The following is a 19,817-nucleotide window of genomic DNA, read 5'->3' on the forward strand; positions in this document are numbered from 1 at the left end:
CATTCTGACGGATCGTTAAAAAGTATAGCTGGCGTGACCATGGCACGCGGCCCACAATCCGCGCCCATGAGCACCACTGCCTTTCTTCACGGATTCACGTCGACGGCCATCCTGATCATGGCCATCGGCGCGCAAAACGCCTTCGTGCTGCGCCAGGGCCTGCGGCGCGAGCATGTGCTGCCGGTGGTGCTGGTGTGCGCCCTGTCCGACGCGGCGCTGCTGCAGGCGGGGGTGTGGGGCATGGGCGGCGTGCTCCTGGCCCGGCCGGAGTGGGCGCAGTTCATGCGCTGGGCGGGGGCGATTTTTCTGGCCGCGTACGCGGTGCAGGCCGCCAGCCGGGCCTTCCAGCCGGCCCATCTGCTGGTGTCGGCCAACGGGCCGGGTGCGAGCCTGCGCGCCACGCTGCTCACCGTGGTGGCGCTGACCTGGCTGAACCCGCATGTGTACCTGGACACCGTGGTGCTGCTGGGCACCATGGCCAGCCCCTACCCGGTGTGGGGCCGCGCCACGTTTGCGGCCGGGGGCTCGCTGGCCAGCGCCCTGTGGTTCCTGAGCCTGGGCTTCGGTTCGCGCTGGCTGGCGCCCGTGTTCGCTTCGCCCGGGGCCTGGCGGGTGCTGGACGGGGTGACGGCGGCCACCATGATGGTTCTGGCGGTGGCGATGGGTCTAAGCTAAGAAAGATAAGTTCGTTGGGTAAAACGCGGGCTTGCTCCATAGTCGGTCTATTGACTGATCTGGAGTGTTTTCCCCATGCGTTTCAAGACCCTTTTGCTCGCGGCCGCCCTGGCCACCGCCCTGCCGATGGCGGCACAGGCCAAGACCTTCCGCTGGTCCCGGTCGGTGGACATTTCCACCTGGGACATCCACGCCCAGAACGTGGGCGTGAACAACACCATGCACGGCGCGGTGTACGACACGCTGGTCGAATACAACAGCAAGACCTTCAAGCCCGAGCCTTCGCTGGCCTCCGAGTGGAAGCTCATCAAGCCCACCCAGTTGCGCCTGACCTTGCGCAAGGGCGTGAAGTTCAGCGACGGCAGCGAGTTCACGGCCGACGACGCCAAGTTCTCGCTGGAGCGCGCCAAGGCCAAGAGTTCCAACTTCGCGGTGTACACCCAGGGCATCGACCGCGTGGAAAAGGTCGATGCGTACACCATCGACATCCACTCCGACCTGCCCAACCCGGTGCTCGTGAACCAGCTCACCGAGCTGCGCATTCTGAGCAAGGCCTGGGCCGAAAAGAACAAGTCGGTCGAGCCCAAGGACATCAAGACCAAGGACGAGACGTACGCCCACCGCAATGCGCTGGGCACCGGCCCCTACCAGCTCAGGCAGTGGACGCCCGACCAGCGCGTGGTGCTGGAGCCCAACCCGCACTGGTGGGGCAAGGGCAAGTACCCCACCAACCTGACCGAGATCGTCTACACCCCCATCAAGGCCGACGCCACGCGCACGGCCGCGCTGCTGTCGGGCGAGATTGATTTTGTGATCGACCCCAGCCTGCAGGACCTGGCGCGCATCAAGCAGACGCCCACCCTGCAGGTGCTCGAAGGGCCTGAGTACCGCACCATCTTCCTGGGCCTGGACCAGTTCCGCGACGAGCTGCCCGGCTCGGACGTGAAGGGCAAGAACCCGCTCAAGGACCTGCGCGTGCGCAAGGCGCTGTACCAGGCGATCGACATCCAGTCCATCCAGCGCGTGGTGCTGCGCGGCCTGGCCCAGCCCACGGGCACGCTGATCGCCAACCAGGTCAATGGCTGGACCAGGAAGGCCGACGTGCGCTGGCCCTACGACCCCAAGGCCGCGCAGAAGCTGCTGGCCGACGCGGGCTACCCCAACGGCTTCGAGGTGGACTTTGCCTGCAGCGCGGGCCGCTACATCAACGACGAGCAGCTGTGCCAGGCCATCACCGCGCACTGGGCCAAGGTGGGGGTGAAAGCCAAGCTGCGCTCGCTGCCGTTTGCCACCTACTTCCCGATGATCCAGCGCAACGAGGCCAGCATCTACCTGCTGGGCTGGGGCGTACCCACGTTCGATGCGTTCTACAGCCTGCAGTCGCTGGTGCGCTCGCCTGGCGCGGGGGGCGATGGCAACTTCAACCTGGGCCGCTTCTCCGACCCGCAGCTCGATGCCCTGGTGGAGCGCGTGAAGAAGGAGACCGATGCCACCACGCGCAACAACCTGATCGAGCAGGCGCTGATCAAGGAGCATGAACTGGTCTCGCACATCCCGCTGTACAACCAGGTGATTCCGTGGGCAGCGACGAAGAAGGTGGACATCATCCACCGTGCCGACAACCGGATCGACTGGCGCTACCTCAAGGTGAATTGATCACCTGCGCCCCGCAAAAAAAGCCCCGGTGCTGCCAGAGCCCGGGGCTTTTTTTCCTGCCGCTGCTCGCCGCGGGCTTCAGGCCAGGGCGCGTTGCACGGCGGGGCGTTGGAGCATGCGCTGGGTGTGGGCGTGCACCTTGGGAAAGAGCGCAATGTCCACGCCATCGCTGGCCAGCCAGCTGGCGATGGTGAAGAGATAACCATCGGCCACGGTGTACTGCGCGCCCATCACCCAGGGGCCGTGTTCCGCAGAGGGCAGGTAGTGGGTTTCAATCAGGTTGAAGCAGTCGGTCATGTTCTGCGGCACCTTGCGCTGCATGGCGGCAATCGCTTCGGGCTCGTCGGCCCAGCGGCTGGCGCGGGGGCGGTGCGCATGGGCGATGTGCACCGTGGACGCGAGGTAGCTGTGGAATTCCTGCAGACGCGCAAAGCCGTGGGCATCGGTGGGGGCCAGGCGCGCCTCGGGGAAACTCTGCGCCACATACGCCAGCAGGGCGGGTGTTTCGGTCAGGGTACCGTGTGGCGTGGCCAGCGCGGGCACGCGGCCCTTGGGGTTCACGGCAAGGTACTCGGGCGTGCGCTGCTGGCCCGCGGCGAAGTCCACGCGCACCAGTTGGTACGGGGCGTCGGCCTCTTCCAAAGCGATGCGAACGGCCTGCGCGCAGGTGCCGGGGGTGTAGTAGAGCGTGAGAGTGGTCATGGTTGATGTGCTATAAAATAGATAGCTATTGGCGCTTGATAGGTAAGCGCTGACGGCCAATTTTCTTGAAATATTTCAGTACAGGCCTCGTGTGCGTGCCATCAGGCGGGTCAGGCCCAGCAGCGCATCGGTGTGGGGCGTGGGTGTGTGGGTGATCTGCCCCAGTTCACGCACCGCGCCCACCAGGGCGTCGATCTCCATGGGCTTGCCGGCCTCCACGTCCTGCAGCATCGAGGTCTTGAACGCGCCCAGCTTGCGCGTGACGGCGTGGCGGTCCTCGGGCTGCTGGTCGATGGGCAGGCCCAGTTTCTCGCCAATGGCCTTGGCCTCCAGCATCACGGCGCTGACAAAACCGCGCACCAGGTCGTCGTCCAGGATGCGGTCGGTGGTGGCGCCGGTCAGCGCGCTGATCGGGTTCATGGTGAGGTTGCCCCAGAGCTTGAACCAGATGTCCTTCTGGATGCAGCCGGTCACCTCCACATCGATGCCGCCGCGCTGCAGCGTGTCGGCCAGCGCCTGCAGCCGCTCGCTGCGGCGGCCGTCGGGCTCGCCCACGATGAGGCGGTTGCCAAAGTGCTGGCGCACAAAACCGGGCGATTCCAGCGAGCAGCTGGTGTGCACCACGCTGCCCACCACGCTGCGCGCCGGGATGGCTTTGGCAATCACGCCGCCTGCATCCACCGACTGCAGGGCATGGCCCTGCGCCGCGCCGCCAAAACCGTCGAGGAACCACCACGGCACGCCGTTCATGGCCGTGAGCACGGTGGTTTCGGGCCCGATCAGCGGGGCCATGGCGCGCGCCACCTCGGGCAGGCCCGGCGCCTTGACTGCGATCACCACCAGGTCCTGCACGCCCAGTGCCGCCGGGTCGTCGTGCGCGGTGACGGCCACCTGCGCCAGCGTGCCGTCGGCGCGCCGCATGCGCAGCCCCTCGGCCTGCAGGGCGCGCAGCGTGTCGCTGCGCGCCACCATGCTGACCGGGTGGCCCGCCTGCGCGAGGGCCACGCCCAGCCAGCCGCCGATGGCGCCCGCGCCGTAGATACATGCTTTCATGGTTGTAGAGCCTTTGTCTTCCAGGGTTGTTGTTTGTGGTGGTGAGGGATTCGGGGCGCGCGACTGCTGCGGGGCCTCAGTAGCCCGCCGGGCGCTGGGGGGTGCCCACGGCATCGGTGCGAAAGCGGGCCAGCAGATCCTGCGCGGCGCTGGCCAGCAGCATGGTGTCCACGCCCACGGCCACGAACAGGGCGCCCGCCGCCAGCCACTGGCGCGCCTGCGACTCGGTGGTGGCCAGAATGCCCGGCGCCTTGCCCGCGCGCAGGATGCGGGTGATGCCATCGTGGATGGCGGCCTGTACGTCAGGATGTCCCGGGTTGCCGGGGTGCCCCATGGAAGCCGACAGGTCGGCCGGGCCGATGAACACGCCGTCCACGCCGGGCGTGGCGGCGATCGCATCCAGGTTGGCCATGGCTTCCACCGTCTCGGCCTGCACCAGCAGGCACACCTGCTGGTTGGCCTCGTGCACATACCGGGGGTAGGCCTGCCAGCGCGACGAACGGGCCAGCGCGCTGCCCATGCCGCGCACACCTTCAGGTGCATAGCGCGTGGCGCGCACCAGCTGCCGTGCCTGCTCGGCGGTGTCCACCATGGGCACCAGCAGGGTTTGCGCGCCGATGTCCAGGTACTGCTTGATGAGCGCGGTGTCGCCCACGGGAACCCGCGCAATGGGGTGGGGCGCCCGCGCGCCGGGGGCGAGGGCGCTGCTGGCGCTGGCGATGGCCTGCAGCTGGTGCAGGATGGAGCGCACGTCGTTGGGCGCATGTTCGCTATCGACCAGCAGCCAGTCGTAGCCAGTGCCGGCGATGATTTCCGCGCTGTAGGCGTCGGCCAGCGCAAGCCACAGGCCGATCTGCGACTGGCCCTGGGCCATGGCCTGTTTGAAGGGGTTGACGGGTGTCTGCAATGTGAGCTTCCTGCGGCGGGGTGCCAAGCCCTCCATCGTACGGGCTGTTGCCAGCACGTGGGGGCATGGCCGCTATAGTCGGCTGCCCCACCCCGGGGGCTTTCCCTCTACATCGCCATGGCCAAAGAAAAAACCACGTTCACCTGCACCGAATGCGGCGGCACCAGCCCGCGCTGGCTGGGCAAATGCCCGGCCTGCGGTGCCTGGAACACGCTGATCGAGCAGGTGGCCGACGCGGGGCCGGGCAAGAACCGCTACAGCGGGTCGCAGTTTGCAGGCCTGGCCCAGGCGCAGGCGGTGATGCCCTTGTCGGCCATCGAGGCCAGCGATGTGGAGCGCACACCGAGCGGCATCGACGAGCTGGACCGGGTGCTGGGCGGCGGCATTGTCGAAGGCGGCGTGGTGCTCATCGGCGGCGACCCGGGCATCGGCAAGTCCACCCTGCTGCTGCAGGCGCTCGATGCCCTGCAGCGCGTGGGCCTGCCCACCTTGTATGTGACGGGCGAGGAAAGCGGCGCCCAGGTGGCGCTGCGCTCGCGCCGCCTGGGGCTGGACCACAGCCAGGTGAACGTGCTGGCCGAGATCCAGCTCGAGAAGATTCTGGCGACCATCGAGTCCATGCAGCCCGCGGTGGCCGTGATCGATTCCATCCAGACGGTGTATTCCGACCAGCTCACGTCCGCGCCCGGCTCCGTGGCCCAGGTGCGCGAATGCGCGGCCCACCTCACGCGCTGTGCCAAGTCCACCGGCGTGGCCATCGTGCTGGTGGGGCATGTGACGAAGGAAGGCGCCCTGGCGGGGCCGCGCGTGCTGGAGCACATGGTGGACACGGTGCTGTACTTCGAGGGCGACACGCACAGCCAGTTTCGCCTGGTGCGCGCCATCAAGAACCGCTTTGGCGCGGTCAACGAGATCGGCGTGTTCGCCATGACGGAAAAAGGCCTCAAGGGCGTGAGCAACCCGAGCGCCATCTTTTTGAGCCAGCACAGCGAACCCGTGCCGGGTAGCTGCGTGATGGTCACGCTCGAAGGCACGCGCCCGCTGCTGGTGGAGATCCAGGCGCTGGTGGACAGCGGTGGCCCCAGCCCCCGGCGCCTGTCCGTGGGCCTGGACAAGGACCGCCTGGCCATGCTGCTGGCCGTGCTGCACCGTCATGCGGGGGTGGCGTGCATGGACCAGGATGTGTTCGTGAACGCGGTGGGCGGCGTGCGCATCAGCGAGCCGGCGGCCGACCTGGCGGTGATGCTGGCCATCACCTCCAGCCTGCGCGGCAAGGCGCTGCCGCGCGGCTTCCTGGCCTTTGGCGAAGTGGGCCTGGCGGGCGAGGTGCGACCCGCGCCGCGCGGGCAGGAGCGCCTGAAAGAAGCCGCCAAGCTGGGCTTCAGCGTGGCGGTGGTGCCCAAGGCCAACGCGCCCAAGAAGCCCATCGAGGGCCTGACCATCCACGCCGTGGAGCGCGTGGAGGAGGCGATGAACGTGGTGCGGGAGATGGGCTAGGAGGGCCTGCAGACGGCGGTGACGCGCTGGTACAGCACGCTGCCGCTGTACAGGCCCAGCACCTCCTCGCGCGTGCATTGCATGGTCAGCACATGCTGGCCCTGGGCGGAAATGGCCGCCGCCGATTCAGACCGCGCCGTGGCCTGGGTGCCATCGGCATTGACGCGGATGTCCAGCTTGCCCAGCCGGCTTGCGGAGCGCAGACCGCTGGCCTGCATGGCCTGCGCGGACTGCTGCTGCAGCGCACAGATCTCCGCGCGCCCGCCGGAGTACACGCTCGCGGGGCTGCTGCTGTGGTCGGTGAGCTTGAAGCTCAGGTCGGGCGCGGCCAGCGCGCACTGAGCACGGTAGTCCGACCGGTCGCCGAGCTCCACGGCTCGCCGCAGCACACCCTCCACCACGGCCGGGGTCAGCCTGGTGATGTTCTCGGCCTTGGGGCTGCTGGCGGCGGGCGCGGCCGGTGGCGCGGAGGGCGCGCTGGCCTTGACCTTGGCCACGGGTGCCGTGGCGGGAGACGGCCGTGGGCTGGGCGGCGCGGCCGGGCGTGGCGCCTGGGCGCAGGCCCGGTCGGAGAAGGTGGTGTGCCCCTTGTCGTCCGTGCACTTGAACAGGTTCTGGCCGCTGGCCGTGGAGGCGGCCAGCATGGCGGCGAGGGCCGCCAGCAAAAGGGGAGGGTTGCGCATGGAAAGCGGTGGGGGGCTGGATGCAGAAGTGCGCAATTAGAGCAGCCGATGGTGGCGGCCCGTGCCGCACCGGCACGTCAGAAAGACTCCCAGTCGTCATCCGACGCCTTCTGGCCCGCCGGGGCGGCGGGTGCGGGAGGCGGCGCTGGGCGCGCCGCGGGGGCCTGCAGCGGCCTGGCAAGGGGCGGGGCGGCCTTGGCGGGGGCGGCTTTGAGCGCGCTGCCCGCCGCCCGAGGCCTGGGCGCCGGGGCCGGCGCGCGGGCAGGGCTGGGCGTGGTGCTGGCGGGCTGGTGGCCCACGTTGAAGACGGACACGACCTCGGCCAGGCGCTGCGCCTGGTCGCGCAGCGAGGCCGCGGCGGCCGCCGATTCCTCCACCAGGGCGGCGTTCTGCTGCGTCATCTGGTCCAGGTTGCTCACGGCCTGGTTGACCTGGCCGATGCCGTCGCGCTGTTCGCTGGAGGATGCGGTGATCTCGCCGATGAGGTCGGACACCCGGCGCACGCTGGCCACGATCTCGTCCATCGACTGGCCCGCCTGCGCGACCTGGCCCGAGCCGGTCTCCACGGTGTCGACCGAGGCGCTGATCAGCTCCTTGATCTCCTTGGCCGCGGAGGCGGAGCGCTGGGCCAGGCCCCGCACCTCGCTGGCCACCACGGCGAAGCCCCGGCCCTGTTCGCCCGCGCGGGCGGCTTCCACGGCGGCGTTGAGGGCCAGGATGTTGGTCTGGAAGGCGATGCCGTCGATCACGCCGATGATGTCGGCGATCTTGCGCGAGCTGCTGGTGATGTGCTGCATGCTCTCGACCACCTGCGCCACGACCTCGCCGCCCCGCGTGGCCGCCTGCGCGGCCGTGGTGGCCAGCTGGTTGGCCTGGCGCGCGGTGTCCGCCGACTGGGTGACGGTGGCGGTCAGCTCTTCCATGCTGGCGGCGGTCTCTTCCAGGTTGGCGGCCGTCTGCTCGGTGCGCGACGACAGGTCCTGGTTGCCCGTGGCGATCTCCACCGAGGCATTGGACATGGAGTCCACGCCGCTGCGCACCTCGGAAACCAGGCCGCGCAGGCGGGCCGCCATCTGCGATACCGAGCGCAGCAGGTGGCCGAACTCATCCTGGCGATCGTCCTGCGCGGACACGGTGAGGTTGCCGCTGGCGATGGCATCGGACAGATCCACCGCCCGGTTCAGCGGGCGCGTGATGGAGCGCACCAGCAGGAACGACAGCACCAGGCCCAGCGCGAACACGGCCCCCTGGGTGATCCAGGCCAGCAGGTTGGCGTGGCTGCGGGCGGCCTGGGCCTCCTGCCGGGCCGCGTCGCGCTGGCTCTGCTGCAGCTGCACGAAGGTCTCGAGGCTGTCCACATAGCGGCCGATGGACGGCAGGTACTTGGATTCGATGAACGACTTGAAGGCGGCCCCGTCGCCACCCTGCTTGATTTCGCGCGCCTGCTTGTTGAGGGCCAGCACATGGGTGCGCTCGGCGGCCACGCGCTCGAGGGCGGCCTTGTCTGCCGGGCTGGTCGCCAGTTCCACCACCTTGGCCTGGATGGCCGAGATGCCGGCCACGCCGGCCTTCACGCGGCCGTCGAACAGGGCCGTCAGGTCCGCATCGGGCGTGGAATTGCTGGCCAGCACCCGCTCGCCGGTGGTTTCGGTGGCGCCCTTCCATTGCGCGGCGAGCGTGATGCGGTTCTCGAACGATGCCATCGACTCCATGGACCGGTCCATCACCTGGGCCACCTGGTGCTGCGCCCATACCGACACCAGCAGCATGGCACCCAGCAGCCCCACGATAGAACCCCACAGCTTGGGCGACAGGCGCACGTTATCCAATTTCATTGACCATCTCCAGAAAGGACGAGTCCGCATTTTTCGTGCTTCCGCCACGGCCGTAAACACTTGCGGGGGCCCGGCCCGCCTTCGCGTGCGATGTTATTTCATTAATGTAGTGCTTACACAACGAAACAATTTCTCGGCCAGCGTCTGGAGGTGCCTTGCCGGCCGCTTGGCGCCCCGGCCTCGGGATCTTTGCCGGCGGCCCGGGCGCTCATATGACAATACCGCCCATGAATTTGCGCAAAATCCTGGTGCCCCTGGGCGTGGTGGGGCTGGTTGTTTTTGGTTTCATGGCCTACGGATGGCCCGGTGTGGCCGCCGTCATGGGCGGGCTGGTCATGTGGGCGCTGCTGCATTTCACGCGGCTCATGAATGTGATGAAGAAGGCCGCCAACCGCCCCATCGGGTATGTGGGCAGCGCGGTCATGCTCAACGCCCGCCTCGGCGAGGGGGTCAACCTGATGCATGTGGTGGCCATGACGCAGTCCCTGGGCGAGCAGCTGTCGCCGGCGCAGGCCGAGCCGGAGGTGTACCGCTGGACGGATGGCACCCAGTCGCACGTGACGTGCGAGTTCCGCCACGGCAAATTGGCGAAGTGGACGCTGTGGCGGCCCGAAGGCGACGGTTCCGCCGCCCCGGCGGGCCAACCCCCGGCCGCCCCGTAAAATCCCCGGTTTGCGACCCACAGCAACAAAAGGACACCCATGAGCCCCGTAGTTCCCTCGATGGCCGACCGTGACGGCAAGATCTGGATGGACGGCCAGATGGTCGATTGGCGCGACGCCAAGATCCATGTGCTGACCCACACCCTGCACTACGGCTGCGGCGCCTTTGAAGGCGTGCGCGCCTACAACACCGCCAACGGCACGGCCATCTTCCGCCTGGAAGAGCACACCGACCGCCTGTTCAACAGCGCCAAGATCCTGCGCATGAAGATTCCCTTCAGCAAGGAAGAAGTGAACGAGGCCCAGAAGGCCGTGGTGCGCGAGAACAAGCTTGAATCCTGCTACCTGCGCCCGCTGACCTGGATCGGCTCGCAGAAGCTGGGCGTCTCCCCCAAGGGCAACCAGATCCACTTGATGGTGGCCGCCTGGGCCTGGGGCGCCTACCTGGGCGAAGAGGGCATGAAGCGCGGCATCCGCGTGAAGACCAGCAGCTACACGCGCCACCACGTCAATATCACCATGACGCAGGCCAAGGCGGTGAGCAACTACACCAACTCCATCCTGGCCAACATGGAAGCGCTGGACGATGGCTACGACGAGGCGCTGCTGCTCGACAGCTCCGGCTTCGTGTCCGAGGGCGCGGGCGAGAACATCTTCGTGATCAAGAACGGCGTGATCTACACGCCCGACCTGTCGGCCGGCGCCCTGAACGGCATCACCCGCAACACCGTGTTCCACATCGCCAAGGACCTGGGCCTGGAGATCGTGCAAAAACGCATCACGCGCGACGAGGTCTACATCGCCGACGAAGCCTTCTTCACCGGCACGGCCGCCGAGGTGACGCCCATCCGCGAACTCGACCGCATCGAGATCGGCGCGGGGTCGCGGGGCCCGATCACCGAAAAAATCCAGAGTGCCTTCTTCGACATCGTCAACGGCCGCAATTCCAACTACGCCCACTGGCTCACCAAGGTCTGATGAACATGTCGCAAGCAACCGTTGAACTCCTGGCCAAGGACCTGAACGCACAGGGCGGGGTTTTCTGCCCCAGCCCCAAGGCCGACATGAAAATCTGGAACAGCCACCCCAAGGTGTACCTGGACGTGGCCCGCACGGGCGAGGCCAAGTGCCCCTACTGCGGAACGGTGTACCGCCTCAGGGCGGGCGAGCGCGTGCACGCCGGTCATTGATTGATGCCAGTTGCAGCCGGCGGCGCATCGCCGCCGCCCACGTTGACCGTGGCGGTGCTGACCCACAACGAGGCGCACCGCATTGAAGCCTGCCTGAAGAGCGCCGCCTTTGCAGACCAGCTGCTGGTGGTGGACAGTGGAAGCACGGACGACACCGTGGCCATCGCGCGGGGCCTGGGCGCCGAAGTCCATGTCCACCCGGACTGGCAGGGCTTTGCCGTGCAGCGCAACCGCCTGCTCGCCCATGCGCGCGGCGACTACATCTTCTTCCTCGATGCTGACGAAGTGATGACACCGGCCTTCGCGCGGGAGCTGCAGGCCATCGTGCGCTCGGGCGAGCAGGCCGTGTGGAAGATCCGCTGGCGCATGGTGGCGTTCGGGCAGGAGCTCACGCACTTTCGCTCGCAGTCCCAGATCGAGCGGCTGTTCGTGCGCGGCATGGTCCGGGAATACACGGGCGTGGTGCACGAGCAGGCGCAGCTGCATGCGCTGCCCGGTGGCGGCGAGGTGCCGCGCCGCCTGATCAAGGCGCGCCTGCTGCACTACTCGCGCACCACGGTGCGCGGCAGCCTGGAGAAGCTCACGCAGTACGTGATGCTCGGCGCCGCGAAGCGCGCCGAGAACGGGCAGAGGGGGGGGGTGCTGCGGGGGCTGGCCTCGGGCACTTCCATGTTCGTGCGCCTGTACGTGTTCCGCCTGGGCTTCCTGTGCGGGGGCGCGGGCTTCCTGTACTGCTTCTTCGTGGCGCTGGAGGGGTTCTTCCGCTATGCGGCGCTGCGGTACGACCGTGACCGCCTCACGGGCCGGGTGATCCGCGGATGAAGGCCTACCGCTGGTTCGGGCGCTGCGCCAGCCTCGGCGCGTTCATGGTTCCGGGCCTGGCCCTGTGGCTGCCCTCGGGCTATTCCTATGGGGCGGTCGTGCTGCTGCTGGCCGCGCTCGCCAGCGCGCCGGTGTGGTGGAACCGGCCCGCGCCGCGCGCGGCCTGGTGGCTGACGGCGGCGTTTTCCTGCATGGCGGCGCTGTGGCTGCTGGACGTGGGGGCCACCTGGGGCTGGGGCAGCATGGACCGCCCCGTCAAGTACCTGCTGGCGCTGCCCTGCATCTTCTACCTGATGACCTTCGAGCCGCGCGCATCGTGGCTGTGGATGGGGGTGGCGGTGGGCGCGGTGGGCAGCGGCCTGGTGGCCATCTACCAGATCTGCGTGCAGGCGCTGCCCCGCGCCAATGGCTTCACCAACGCCATCCAGTACGGCAACCTGAGCATGCTGCTGGCCGTGATGAGCGGCCTGTTGCTGGTGGTGCAGTGGAAGCGCTGGGTGCTGTGGCAGCGGGTGCTGCTGGCGGCGGCCATCGTGCTGGGCGCGGCGGGGTCGGTGCTGTCGCAGTCGCGGGGCGGATGGCTGGCGCTGGTGCTGCTGCTGCCGGTCAGTGCGTGGCTGCTGGTGCGCACCACGGGGCAGCGCCGGATGTACTGGGGCCTGTGCGCGCTGGCGCTGGCGGCGGCCGCGTTGTCGCAGGTGCCCGCGGTGGAGCAGCGGGTGGACGAGGCGCGCCAGGAAGTGCAGACCTACAAGGACCACGGCGATGGCCGCAGCTCGGTCGGGCAGCGGCTGGCGCATTGGGGCCTGGCGTGGGAGATGGGCTGGGACCGGCCTTTGACCGGCTGGGGCCGCGCGGGCTATGCCGAGGAGAAGGCGCGGCGCGTGGCGGCCGGGCTGGCACACCCGGTGGTGCTCGAATTCGGCCACGCGCACAACGAAATCCTGGATCTTTTCGCCAAGCGGGGGCTGCCCGGCGTGCTGCTGTTGCTGGCGTTCTATGGCATTCCGCTGGCGATGTTCTGGCCCACGGCCCGGCGCATCCGCGATGGGGCGGGAAAGATGGACAAGGAATCGCTTTCCCTGTGCCTGGTGGGAGTGATGGTGCCCCTGTCGTACATCGGCTTCGGCCTCACCCAGGTCTTCCTGGCCCACAACAGCGGCAACATGTTCTATCTTTTCATGTGCCCGCTGCTGCTGGCCGCCCTGCACGAGCGGCGTGCCCGCATCGGCTGCGGCCGGCCGTTCTAGATGCGACACCCCCCTGAGCGGCTTCGCCGCATCCCCCCGCTCTCGCATTGCTGTGCAATGCGGGCAGGGGGACGCAGCCCTCGCTGCGGGGCGGCCCTTGCTCGGCTGCCCGGGACTGGGCCGTGCCGGTTTCAACCGTTGCGGGCCTCGCACAGAGCCATAGACAACTGAGACAGAGGCATTCTTCATGCACATCCTGCTGGTCAACAACTCCCCCATCCCCGTCTACGGCTACGGGGGAACCGAGCGCGTGATCTGGGACCTGGGCAAGACACTCGTCCAGCAGGGCCACCGCGTGAGCTACCTGGTGCCCGAGGGTTCGACCTGCGACTTCGGCGACGTGCTGCCCATCCGCCCGGACGAGCCGTGGGAGGGGCAGATCCCGAAGGGCGTGGACATCACGCACTTCCAGTTCAACCCCCGTACCGAGCTGGCCAAGCCGTACCTGGTGACCGAGCACGGCAACGCGCGCAAGCCCAAGCCGCTGCCACTCAACACGGTGTTCCTGTCGCGCGACCACGCCGCGCGGTATGGCTCCACCGAGTTCGTCTACAACGGCCTGGACTGGAGCGGTTACGGCTCGGTGGACTTCCAATCGCCGCGCCCGCGCTACCACTTCCTGGGCAAGGCGGCGTGGGGCGTGAAGAACGTGCGCGGCGCCATCAAGGTGGCACTGCGCGCGGGTGTGGAGCTGGATGTGCTGGGCGGCACGCGCATCAATTTCAAGCGCGGCTTTCGCTGGACACTGTCGCGCAAGATCCATTTCCACGGCATGGTGGGCGGCACGCAGAAGACGGGCTTGCTCAACGCATCGCGCGGGCTGATCTTTCCGGTGCGCTGGCACGAACCCTTCGGGCTGGCGGTGATCGAGAGCCTGTACTTCGGCTGCCCGGTGTTTTCCACACCCTATGGCGCGCTGCCCGAGCTGGTGCCGCTGCACTGCGGCGTGCTGTCGGCCGAGGCGAACGTGCTGGCCGAGGCGGTGCGTGGCAACCGTTTCGATGCGCGCGCCTGCCACCAGCACGTGGTCGACCATTTCAGCGCCGAGCGCATGGCGCGCAATTACCTGCGGATGTACGAACGTGTGCTCGCAGGCGAGAAGATCAATGCCCAGCCGCCGGTGATCCAGGGGCCTGCGCGCGAACTGCCCTGGAGGCAGTGAAGCCCCCCTGAGGCGCTGCGCGCCATCCCCCGAGGGGGATGCACCCGGTGGCCCGGCAAAGCCGGTTCCACAGGTGCACTGGCGGGGCCGCGCGCTTTGCAGAGACCGGGATTGGCCGTCCGCACTGCCTCCATCACTCCCACCCGTTCGGGCTGAGCCTGTCGAAGCCAGGGCGTACACGGTGTTGCAACGCCCGGTCACTCTCCAGGGAATCCTGTTTGAATTGCCGCTAGCGCTTGTCCAGTAAGCGCTAGAAGCTATCGAATAGATAGCGTCACTGCGCTTGCAGCAACGCTGCCTGCGCGGCCAGCGCCGTCCGCCATTCCGCTTCCAGCGCGGCCACCAGCGCGGCGGCGGGCATGGGGCGCACCGCGGCGACGCCCTGGCCGGCCCAGAGGGACAGGTGGTCTGCGCGGCCGGCTTCGGCGCTGGCCCGGCGCAGGGCGCCGGTGAGGGCGTTCTGCACGGGGTAGGCCGGCACATCGGTCTCGTGGGCGTGCAGCTTCTGCAGCATGGGGTTGACGATGCCGCGCGCGGGGCGGCCCGAGAACACGCGGGTGGTGCGCGTGTCGGTGGCGATGGCCTGGGCCATGGCGTCGCGGTAGGCGCGGCCGATGCCCGATTCGTCGCAGGCGAGGAAGGCCGTGCCCATCTGTACCGCCTCGGCCCCCAGCGCCTGCGCGGCGGCGATGCCGCGCCCATCCATGATGCCGCCCGCCGCGATCACGGCCACGCCGCGTGGGCGCAGCGCATCCACGCACTGTGGCACCAGCGCGAGCGCGCCCACCATCGCGGCGGCAAAGTCGGCCTGCGATGGCACGCCCGCGCGCACGGTGGCGTCCGCGGGGGCAAGCCCTTCGGCCTGCGGCCGGCCCATGGGCAAAAAGGTGCCGCGGTGGCCCCCGGCCTCCATGCCCGACGCGCAGACCGCATCGGCCCCCACGTCGGCCCAGGCCAGGGCCTCGGCCACCGTGGTGGCGGTGCCGATCACGTAGCAGCCCGCGTGGTGCAGGCGCTCGACCTGCGCGGCAGTGAGGATGCCGAAGGTGAAGCTCGCCACGGCGGGCCGGGCCTCGACCAGGGCCTCGAACTGCGCAGGGAAGTCCTCGCACCAGCGCGCGGGCACGGCGGCCTGCAGGCCGAACTCGGCGTACAGCGGGGCCACGCGGGCCAGCGCTTGCTCGACGGTGGCGGCATCGGGCGCGGGTGTGTCCTGCACGAACAGGTTGAGCCCGAAGGGCCGGTCGGTGCGGCGGCGCACCTCGGCGGCGGCCTCGGCCATGGCCGCCGGCGAGCGCATGCCGCAGCCCAGCGTGCCCAGCCCGCCCGCGGCGGACACGGCGGCCGCCAGGGCCGGCGTGTCGGCACCGGTCATGGGCCCCTGCACGATGGGCAGGCGAAGGGAGAGGGCGGTGCGCAGGCTGCGGTCGGGCATGGTGACGTTCCGTGAAAGAAAGAAGGAAATAAAGGGGGAAACGAGCTGAAGGCGGTCAGTCGACCAGCACCTGCTGCAGCGCATCGAGCGCGGCCGAGCGGTAGCCCTGGCGCCAGGTCAGCAAGGTGGTGATGGTGGTGATCGGCTGCTGGCTCAGCAGGGCCGCGTTCGGCGAGATGCTGAGCACCGAGCGCGGCACGATGCCCGCGCAGCCGCCGCCCGCCACACTGGCCAGGATGGCGTGGTACGAGCCCAGTTCCAGCAGCTGCATGGGCTCGCGCCGTGGCGCGAACCAGTCCTGCGCGATGCGGCGGTAGGTGCAGCCGGGTTCGAACACCGCCAGCGTGCCGGGCTGCACCTGGTCGGGCCCGGCGGCATGCGGGTGGCCGGCGGGCAGGACCAGCAGCAGCTCTTCAGTGAACACCGGCCGGGTTTCCAGGGCCGGGTCGGCGGGCTGGCCCGGCGGCCAGGCCACCAGCACCGCATCGAGCGCATGCGCGCGCAGGCGTTCCACCAGCACGCGGGTCGCGGCGGTCGTCAGCTCCAGCGCCACGCCGGGCCACTGGCGGTGCAGGCGCGCGAGCGGCGCGGGCAGGCGGCTGGCCGCGGTGCTTTCCATCGATCCCAGGCGCAGGCGCCCCGCGGGCGGGCCCGGGTGCAGCGCCTGCCGCGCCTCCTCGGCCAGCGCGAGCAGCCGGTCGGCATAGCCCAGCAGCACCTCGCCCTCGGGCGTGAGCGCCATGCGCTTGCCCTCGCGCAGGAACAGCGGCGTGCCCAGGTCGGACTCCAGCTGGCGCACCCGCGTGGTCACGTTGGACTGCACGCGCTGCAAACGCTCGGCCGCGCGCGTGACGCTGCCCTCCGCCGCCACGGTGCGGAAGATGTCGAGAGCGGCGAGGTCGAGCGGGGGTGGCCCTTTGTCCATCATGAAAAAGTATGAATTACAAAAATTCAATCTCTTGCTAAGATGATATGCAACAGCATTCCCCGTGGCAACCCCATGTCCCCACCGTGAACCCGGCGTCTCTTTCCCCTCCCACCTCCCGGCACGCTGACGGCGCCACGGCCCTGCAGGTCGCCCTGGCCGGCATGGCCGCGCTGGCGGCGGCCATGGGCATCGGCCGTTTTGCCTTCACCCCGCTCTTGCCCATGATGCTGCACGACGGCGTGGTGGACATCGCCACGGGCAGCTGGCTGGCCACGGCCAACTACGCCGGCTACCTCGCGGGGGCGCTGCTCTACATGGCCTTGCCCTGGCTGGGCCGGCGCCTGGGCGGCGTGCCCGGCAACGCGGCGCTGGTGCGCGGCGGGCTCGTGGCCACGGTGCTGCTCACGGGGCTGCTGGCCGTGCCGTGGCCGGCCTTTTGGCCCCTGCTGCGCCTGTTCGCGGGCGTGGCCAGCGCGCTGGTGTTCCTGGGCACGGCCAACTGGTGCATGGGGCGGCTGGCGCACCTGGGGCGCCCGGCCCTGGGGGGGCTGATTTTCTGCGGGCCGGGGTTGGGCATCGTCATCACCGGCCTGCCCACCAGCGCCATGGTGGCTGCGGGCTGGAGCGCCGCGGCGGGCTGGGCGGCCTTCAGCGCACTGGCGGCCGTGCTGTGCGCGGGGGCGTGGGCGGTGTTCCAGGGGGTGGACGTCCCGGCCGCGGGGGCGGCGGGGGCCGCAGGCGGCGCCTCTGCGCCCGCGCGCCCCGTGGCCGAGCGGACCCTCCTGGCCGTGGCCTACGGCCTCGCGGGCCTGGGGTACATCGTCACGGCCACCTTCCTGCCCGTCATCGCACGCGCGGCGCTGCCCGCCGGATCGGTCTGGCCCGACCTGTTCTGGCCGCTCTTCGGCGCGGGCGTGGCGCTGGGCGCGCTGCTCTCCACACGGATCGCACCCACCCGCGACCGGCGCATGCTGCTGGCCTGGGCCTACCTGCTGCAGGCGGCGGCCATCGGGCTGGGCCTGCTCTGGCCGGGGCGCGCGGGGTTCGCGCTGGGCAGCCTGTTGCTGGGGCTGCCGTTCACCGCCATCACGTTTTTTGCCTTGCAGGAGGCGCGCCACCAGTGGCCCCAGGCGGGCGCGGGCTTCACCGGCCTGATGACCGCGCTCTATGGCATCGGCCAGATCGTGGGGCCGCCCATGGCGGCGGCGCTGCTGGCACGCGCGGGTTCGCAGGCGCAGGGTTTTGACTGGGCGCTGGGCGTGGCGGGGTCGGTGCTGGTGCTGGGGGCCATGCTCTACGGCGTCATGGCATGGCGCTGGCGCCAGCCGTGCTGACCGGCAGGCGCAGCACGAAGCAGGCGCCACCGCCCTCGCGGTCCTCGCAGTGCACGGTGCCGTTGTGGCGCCCTGCGATGGAGCGCACCAGGGCCAGCCCCAGGCCCACGCCCCCCGCGCGCTCGCTGGCGCCCGGCAGGCGGTAGAAGGGCTCGAAGATGCGTTCGCGCTGGCTGGCTGGCACGCCTGGTCCCCGGTCGCACACGCGCACCTCGGCGTGGCCCTGGCGGCGGTGCACCACCACCGTGATCTCGCCCGTGCTGTAGCGCCGGGCGTTTTCCAGCAGGTTGCGGATGGCGCGGCGCAGCAGCTTGGAGACGCCGCGCACGTCCACGGAGTCGGCGCTGGAGCTCACATCCAGGTCGGCATCCACGCGCGCGCATTCCTCGGCGGCCAGGCCGATGAGGTCCACCAGCTCCACGGTGCCCACGTCGGCCTCGCGCGCATCGAGGCGGCTGGCCAGCAGGATCTCGTCCACCAGCTGGTCCAGCTCGGCGATGTTGCGCAGGATTTCCTCGCGGAACGCGGGCGAGGGCTGCTGCCCGCCCATCAGCTCCATGCCCATGCGGATGCGGGTGAGCGGCGAGCGCAGTTCGTGCGAGGCGTTGGCCAGCAGGGATTTGTGCGACTTGACCAGCGTTTCCACGCGCGCGGCGGCGGCGTTGAACTGGCGCGCGAGGTCGGCCACCTCGTCCTGTCCCTGCTCGGGCACGCGCACCGACAGGTCGCCCTCGCCGAACTTCTGCACGCTGCGCTGCAGCGCCTCCAGCCGCAGGGTCAGGCGCCGGATGATGGGGTACACGCCCACGGCCACCGCCAGGCTCACGATGCCCAGCAGCCACAGGAAGCCGAACGGCGGCCGGGTCCAGAACGCCGCGTCGCCCTGGTTGGGGCCGCCGGGCCGGCCGCCGCGTTCGCCGCGCGGCTGGCGGGGCGCCATCTGCAGCACGAACGGCTGGCCGGTGCCCGACTCGATATGGAACTCGGCCCCTTCGCCGGGTTCGCTGGGCTGGCGCGTGGCCAGGCCGCGCAGCACCAGGTTGCCGGCGGGGTCGCGCAGCACCATCTCGCGCGACGGCGGCACAAAAGGCTGCGCGTTCTGCGCCTTCTGCTCTTCGGCCATGCGCCAGGCCCAGCCCACGGTCAGCGTCAGCACCGCGATGCCGCCGACCACGGCCAGCCAGATGCGCAGATACAGGCGGCGGGAGAAGGGGGTGGAGAGGGACATTCAGCAAAGCGGTGTGCGCGCCGTGGCAGGGCCGCGCTCCACCGGTCAGTCTTGTTGTTTCGCGAATACATAGCCCACGCCGCGCACCGTGAGGATGCGGCGCGGGTTCTTGGCGTCGGCCTCGATGGCGGCACGGATGCGGCCCATGTGCACGTCGATGGAGCGGTCGAACGCCTCCAGTTCGCGGCCGCGCACGGCCTCCATGATCTGGTCGCGCGTGAGCACGCGGCCCGCGCGCTCGGCCAGGGCCACCAGCAAATCGAACTGGTAGGAGGTGAGGTCGGCCAGCTCGCCGGACACGGTCACGGTGCGCGCGTCGCGGTCGATCTCCAGCGTGCCGAACCGCAGCACCTGCGTGGCCGCCGAGGCACCGCCGCCATCGGTGCGGCGCCGCAGGATGGCGCGGATGCGCGCCAGCAGCTCGCGCGGCTCGAAAGGCTTGGGCAGGTAGTCGTCGGCGCCCAGCTCCAGGCCGATGATCCGGTCCATGGGGTCGCCCTTGGCGGTGAGCATGAGCACCGGCACCTGCGCCGCGCTGCCCTGCAGCGAGCGGATGCGGCGGCACACCTCCAGCCCGTCCATGTCGGGCAGCATGAGGTCCAGGATCACGAGGTCGGGCAACGGCCCGGCGTCCGGCCCCTGCAGCTGCGCCAGACCGCTCTTGCCGTCCGCGCGGTGCGTGACCTGCAGGCCCGACTGGCCCAGGTACTCGCCCACCATCTGCGCGAGGCGGGCGTCGTCTTCGATCATCAGCAGTTGGGAGCTCATGGGGGCAGTGTAGTGGGAGGCCTGGACAGA

General features: G+C 69.6%; 19 protein-coding genes. 10 read left to right on the forward strand and 9 right to left on the reverse strand.

Going from position 1 to position 19,817, the window contains the following annotated elements; all coding sequences use genetic code 11:
* The first annotated feature begins 66 nt into the window (after nucleotides 1-66).
* Both AC07OD_RS24315 and AC07OD_RS24320 read left to right on the forward strand, forming a co-directional pair.
* Nucleotides 67-675, forward strand: coding sequence for a LysE/ArgO family amino acid transporter (locus tag AC07OD_RS24315; protein ID WP_494598252.1), 609 nt, complete (start codon nucleotides 67-69; stop codon nucleotides 673-675).
* A gap of 75 nt (nucleotides 676-750) precedes the next feature.
* Complete coding sequence (locus tag AC07OD_RS24320) at nucleotides 751-2,331, forward strand: ABC transporter substrate-binding protein (protein ID WP_218339144.1); 1,581 nt, start codon at nucleotides 751-753, stop codon at nucleotides 2,329-2,331.
* A gap of 78 nt (nucleotides 2,332-2,409) precedes the next feature.
* Here the strand turns inward: AC07OD_RS24320 and AC07OD_RS24325 are convergent, their stop codons facing one another.
* From AC07OD_RS24325 to hpaI, 3 genes are all read right to left on the reverse strand, one after another.
* Nucleotides 2,410-3,033 carry a glutathione S-transferase family protein gene (locus AC07OD_RS24325; RefSeq protein ID WP_218339143.1) on the reverse strand — a complete coding sequence of 208 codons (624 nt, stop codon included), beginning with the start codon at nucleotides 3,031-3,033 and terminating at the stop codon, nucleotides 2,410-2,412.
* Nucleotides 3,034-3,108: 75 nt separating this feature from the next.
* Nucleotides 3,109-4,086, reverse strand: a complete 978-nt coding sequence (locus AC07OD_RS24330; RefSeq protein WP_218339142.1) for a 2-dehydropantoate 2-reductase — start codon at nucleotides 4,084-4,086, stop codon at nucleotides 3,109-3,111.
* Nucleotides 4,087-4,162: 76 nt separating this feature from the next.
* Nucleotides 4,163-4,993, reverse strand: coding sequence for a 4-hydroxy-2-oxoheptanedioate aldolase (hpaI, locus tag AC07OD_RS24335; RefSeq protein ID WP_218339141.1), 831 nt, complete (start codon nucleotides 4,991-4,993; stop codon nucleotides 4,163-4,165).
* A 117-nt stretch (nucleotides 4,994-5,110) separates the two neighbouring features.
* Between hpaI and radA the strand changes: the two genes are divergently transcribed.
* On the forward strand, nucleotides 5,111-6,490 hold the full coding sequence (gene radA, locus AC07OD_RS24340; RefSeq protein ID WP_218339140.1) for a DNA repair protein RadA: 1,380 nt from the start codon (nucleotides 5,111-5,113) through the stop codon (nucleotides 6,488-6,490).
* On the opposite strand, the gene AC07OD_RS24345 is transcribed toward radA, so the two are convergent.
* Together AC07OD_RS24345 and AC07OD_RS24350 are read right to left on the reverse strand one after the other, a co-directional pair.
* Nucleotides 6,487-7,173, reverse strand: coding sequence for a hypothetical protein (locus AC07OD_RS24345; RefSeq protein WP_218296637.1), 687 nt, complete (start codon nucleotides 7,171-7,173; stop codon nucleotides 6,487-6,489). The genes radA and AC07OD_RS24345 overlap by 4 nt on opposite strands.
* Before the next feature lie 77 nt (nucleotides 7,174-7,250).
* Entirely contained in the window at nucleotides 7,251-9,008 is a 1,758-nt protein-coding gene (locus tag AC07OD_RS24350) for a methyl-accepting chemotaxis protein (protein WP_369641117.1), read from the reverse strand.
* A gap of 227 nt (nucleotides 9,009-9,235) precedes the next feature.
* Here AC07OD_RS24350 and AC07OD_RS24355 point away from each other — a divergent pair, with 227 nt between their 5' ends.
* The 6 genes from AC07OD_RS24355 (at nucleotide 9,236) to AC07OD_RS24380 (ending at nucleotide 14,094) form a co-directional block, all read left to right on the forward strand.
* Nucleotides 9,236-9,670, forward strand: coding sequence for a glycerate kinase (locus AC07OD_RS24355; RefSeq protein WP_218296639.1), 435 nt, complete (start codon nucleotides 9,236-9,238; stop codon nucleotides 9,668-9,670).
* Nucleotides 9,671-9,709: 39 nt separating this feature from the next.
* Nucleotides 9,710-10,648, forward strand: a complete 939-nt coding sequence (locus AC07OD_RS24360) for a branched-chain amino acid transaminase (RefSeq protein WP_218296640.1) — start codon at nucleotides 9,710-9,712, stop codon at nucleotides 10,646-10,648.
* 5 nt (nucleotides 10,649-10,653) lie between these two features.
* Nucleotides 10,654-10,860, forward strand: a complete 207-nt coding sequence (locus tag AC07OD_RS24365; RefSeq protein ID WP_218339138.1) for a zinc-finger domain-containing protein — start codon at nucleotides 10,654-10,656, stop codon at nucleotides 10,858-10,860.
* Between the two features lie 3 nt (nucleotides 10,861-10,863).
* Nucleotides 10,864-11,682 (forward strand): glycosyltransferase family 2 protein, encoded by an 819-nt coding sequence (locus tag AC07OD_RS24370; protein WP_218296642.1) that lies wholly within the window; start codon nucleotides 10,864-10,866, stop codon nucleotides 11,680-11,682.
* Nucleotides 11,679-12,932 carry an O-antigen ligase family protein gene (locus tag AC07OD_RS24375; RefSeq protein ID WP_218296643.1) on the forward strand — a complete coding sequence of 418 codons (1,254 nt, stop codon included), beginning with the start codon at nucleotides 11,679-11,681 and terminating at the stop codon, nucleotides 12,930-12,932. Before AC07OD_RS24370 ends, AC07OD_RS24375 begins: the two co-directional genes overlap by 4 nt.
* Before the next feature lie 187 nt (nucleotides 12,933-13,119).
* Entirely contained in the window at nucleotides 13,120-14,094 is a 975-nt protein-coding gene (locus AC07OD_RS24380) for a glycosyltransferase (protein ID WP_494598253.1), read from the forward strand.
* 274 nt (nucleotides 14,095-14,368) lie between these two features.
* On the opposite strand, the gene AC07OD_RS24385 is transcribed toward AC07OD_RS24380, so the two are convergent.
* Nucleotides 14,369-15,529 carry an NAD(P)H-dependent flavin oxidoreductase gene (locus AC07OD_RS24385; RefSeq protein WP_494598254.1) on the reverse strand — a complete coding sequence of 387 codons (1,161 nt, stop codon included), beginning with the start codon at nucleotides 15,527-15,529 and terminating at the stop codon, nucleotides 14,369-14,371.
* A gap of 55 nt (nucleotides 15,530-15,584) precedes the next feature.
* Nucleotides 15,585-16,454, reverse strand: coding sequence for a LysR substrate-binding domain-containing protein (locus AC07OD_RS24390; RefSeq protein WP_218296646.1), 870 nt, complete (start codon nucleotides 16,452-16,454; stop codon nucleotides 15,585-15,587).
* Nucleotides 16,455-16,501: 47 nt separating this feature from the next.
* On the opposite strand from AC07OD_RS24390, the gene AC07OD_RS24395 reads away from it, so the two are divergent.
* A complete protein-coding gene (locus tag AC07OD_RS24395; RefSeq protein ID WP_494598255.1) occupies nucleotides 16,502-17,791 on the forward strand; it encodes a YbfB/YjiJ family MFS transporter in 1,290 nt (429 codons plus the stop codon).
* On the opposite strand, the gene AC07OD_RS24400 is transcribed toward AC07OD_RS24395, so the two are convergent.
* Together AC07OD_RS24400 and AC07OD_RS24405 are read right to left on the reverse strand one after the other, a co-directional pair.
* On the reverse strand, nucleotides 17,760-19,019 hold the full coding sequence (locus AC07OD_RS24400; protein WP_218296648.1) for a HAMP domain-containing sensor histidine kinase: 1,260 nt from the start codon (nucleotides 19,017-19,019) through the stop codon (nucleotides 17,760-17,762). The genes AC07OD_RS24395 and AC07OD_RS24400 overlap by 32 nt on opposite strands.
* Before the next feature lie 45 nt (nucleotides 19,020-19,064).
* Entirely contained in the window at nucleotides 19,065-19,787 is a 723-nt protein-coding gene (locus tag AC07OD_RS24405; RefSeq protein ID WP_218296649.1) for a response regulator, read from the reverse strand.
* Nucleotides 19,788-19,817: the final 30 nt, after the last annotated feature.

The sequence above is a fragment of the Acidovorax sp. GW821-FHT10E03 genome, from assembly GCF_059415205.1.

Excerpts from the sequence above, each read along its gene's own strand:
- AC07OD_RS24315 (WP_494598252.1), top strand. The coding sequence starts at position 67 with ATGAGCACCACTGCCTTTCTTCACGGATTCACGTCGACGGCCATCCTG.
- AC07OD_RS24320 (WP_218339144.1), top strand. The coding sequence starts at position 751 with ATGCGTTTCAAGACCCTTTTGCTCGCGGCCGCCCTGGCCACCGCCCTG.
- AC07OD_RS24325 (WP_218339143.1), bottom strand. The coding sequence starts at position 3,033 with ATGACCACTCTCACGCTCTACTACACCCCCGGCACCTGCGCGCAGGCC.
- AC07OD_RS24330 (WP_218339142.1), bottom strand. The coding sequence starts at position 4,086 with ATGAAAGCATGTATCTACGGCGCGGGCGCCATCGGCGGCTGGCTGGGC.
- radA (WP_218339140.1), top strand. The coding sequence starts at position 5,111 with ATGGCCAAAGAAAAAACCACGTTCACCTGCACCGAATGCGGCGGCACC.
- AC07OD_RS24345 (WP_218296637.1), bottom strand. The coding sequence starts at position 7,173 with ATGCGCAACCCTCCCCTTTTGCTGGCGGCCCTCGCCGCCATGCTGGCC.
- AC07OD_RS24350 (WP_369641117.1), bottom strand. The coding sequence starts at position 9,008 with ATGAAATTGGATAACGTGCGCCTGTCGCCCAAGCTGTGGGGTTCTATC.
- AC07OD_RS24355 (WP_218296639.1), top strand. The coding sequence starts at position 9,236 with ATGAATTTGCGCAAAATCCTGGTGCCCCTGGGCGTGGTGGGGCTGGTT.
- AC07OD_RS24360 (WP_218296640.1), top strand. The coding sequence starts at position 9,710 with ATGAGCCCCGTAGTTCCCTCGATGGCCGACCGTGACGGCAAGATCTGG.
- AC07OD_RS24365 (WP_218339138.1), top strand. The coding sequence starts at position 10,654 with ATGTCGCAAGCAACCGTTGAACTCCTGGCCAAGGACCTGAACGCACAG.
- AC07OD_RS24370 (WP_218296642.1), top strand. The coding sequence starts at position 10,864 with ATGCCAGTTGCAGCCGGCGGCGCATCGCCGCCGCCCACGTTGACCGTG.
- AC07OD_RS24375 (WP_218296643.1), top strand. The coding sequence starts at position 11,679 with ATGAAGGCCTACCGCTGGTTCGGGCGCTGCGCCAGCCTCGGCGCGTTC.
- AC07OD_RS24380 (WP_494598253.1), top strand. The coding sequence starts at position 13,120 with ATGCACATCCTGCTGGTCAACAACTCCCCCATCCCCGTCTACGGCTAC.
- AC07OD_RS24385 (WP_494598254.1), bottom strand. The coding sequence starts at position 15,529 with ATGCCCGACCGCAGCCTGCGCACCGCCCTCTCCCTTCGCCTGCCCATC.
- AC07OD_RS24390 (WP_218296646.1), bottom strand. The coding sequence starts at position 16,454 with ATGGACAAAGGGCCACCCCCGCTCGACCTCGCCGCTCTCGACATCTTC.
- AC07OD_RS24395 (WP_494598255.1), top strand. The coding sequence starts at position 16,502 with ATGCAACAGCATTCCCCGTGGCAACCCCATGTCCCCACCGTGAACCCG.
- AC07OD_RS24400 (WP_218296648.1), bottom strand. The coding sequence starts at position 19,019 with ATGTCCCTCTCCACCCCCTTCTCCCGCCGCCTGTATCTGCGCATCTGG.
- AC07OD_RS24405 (WP_218296649.1), bottom strand. The coding sequence starts at position 19,787 with ATGAGCTCCCAACTGCTGATGATCGAAGACGACGCCCGCCTCGCGCAG.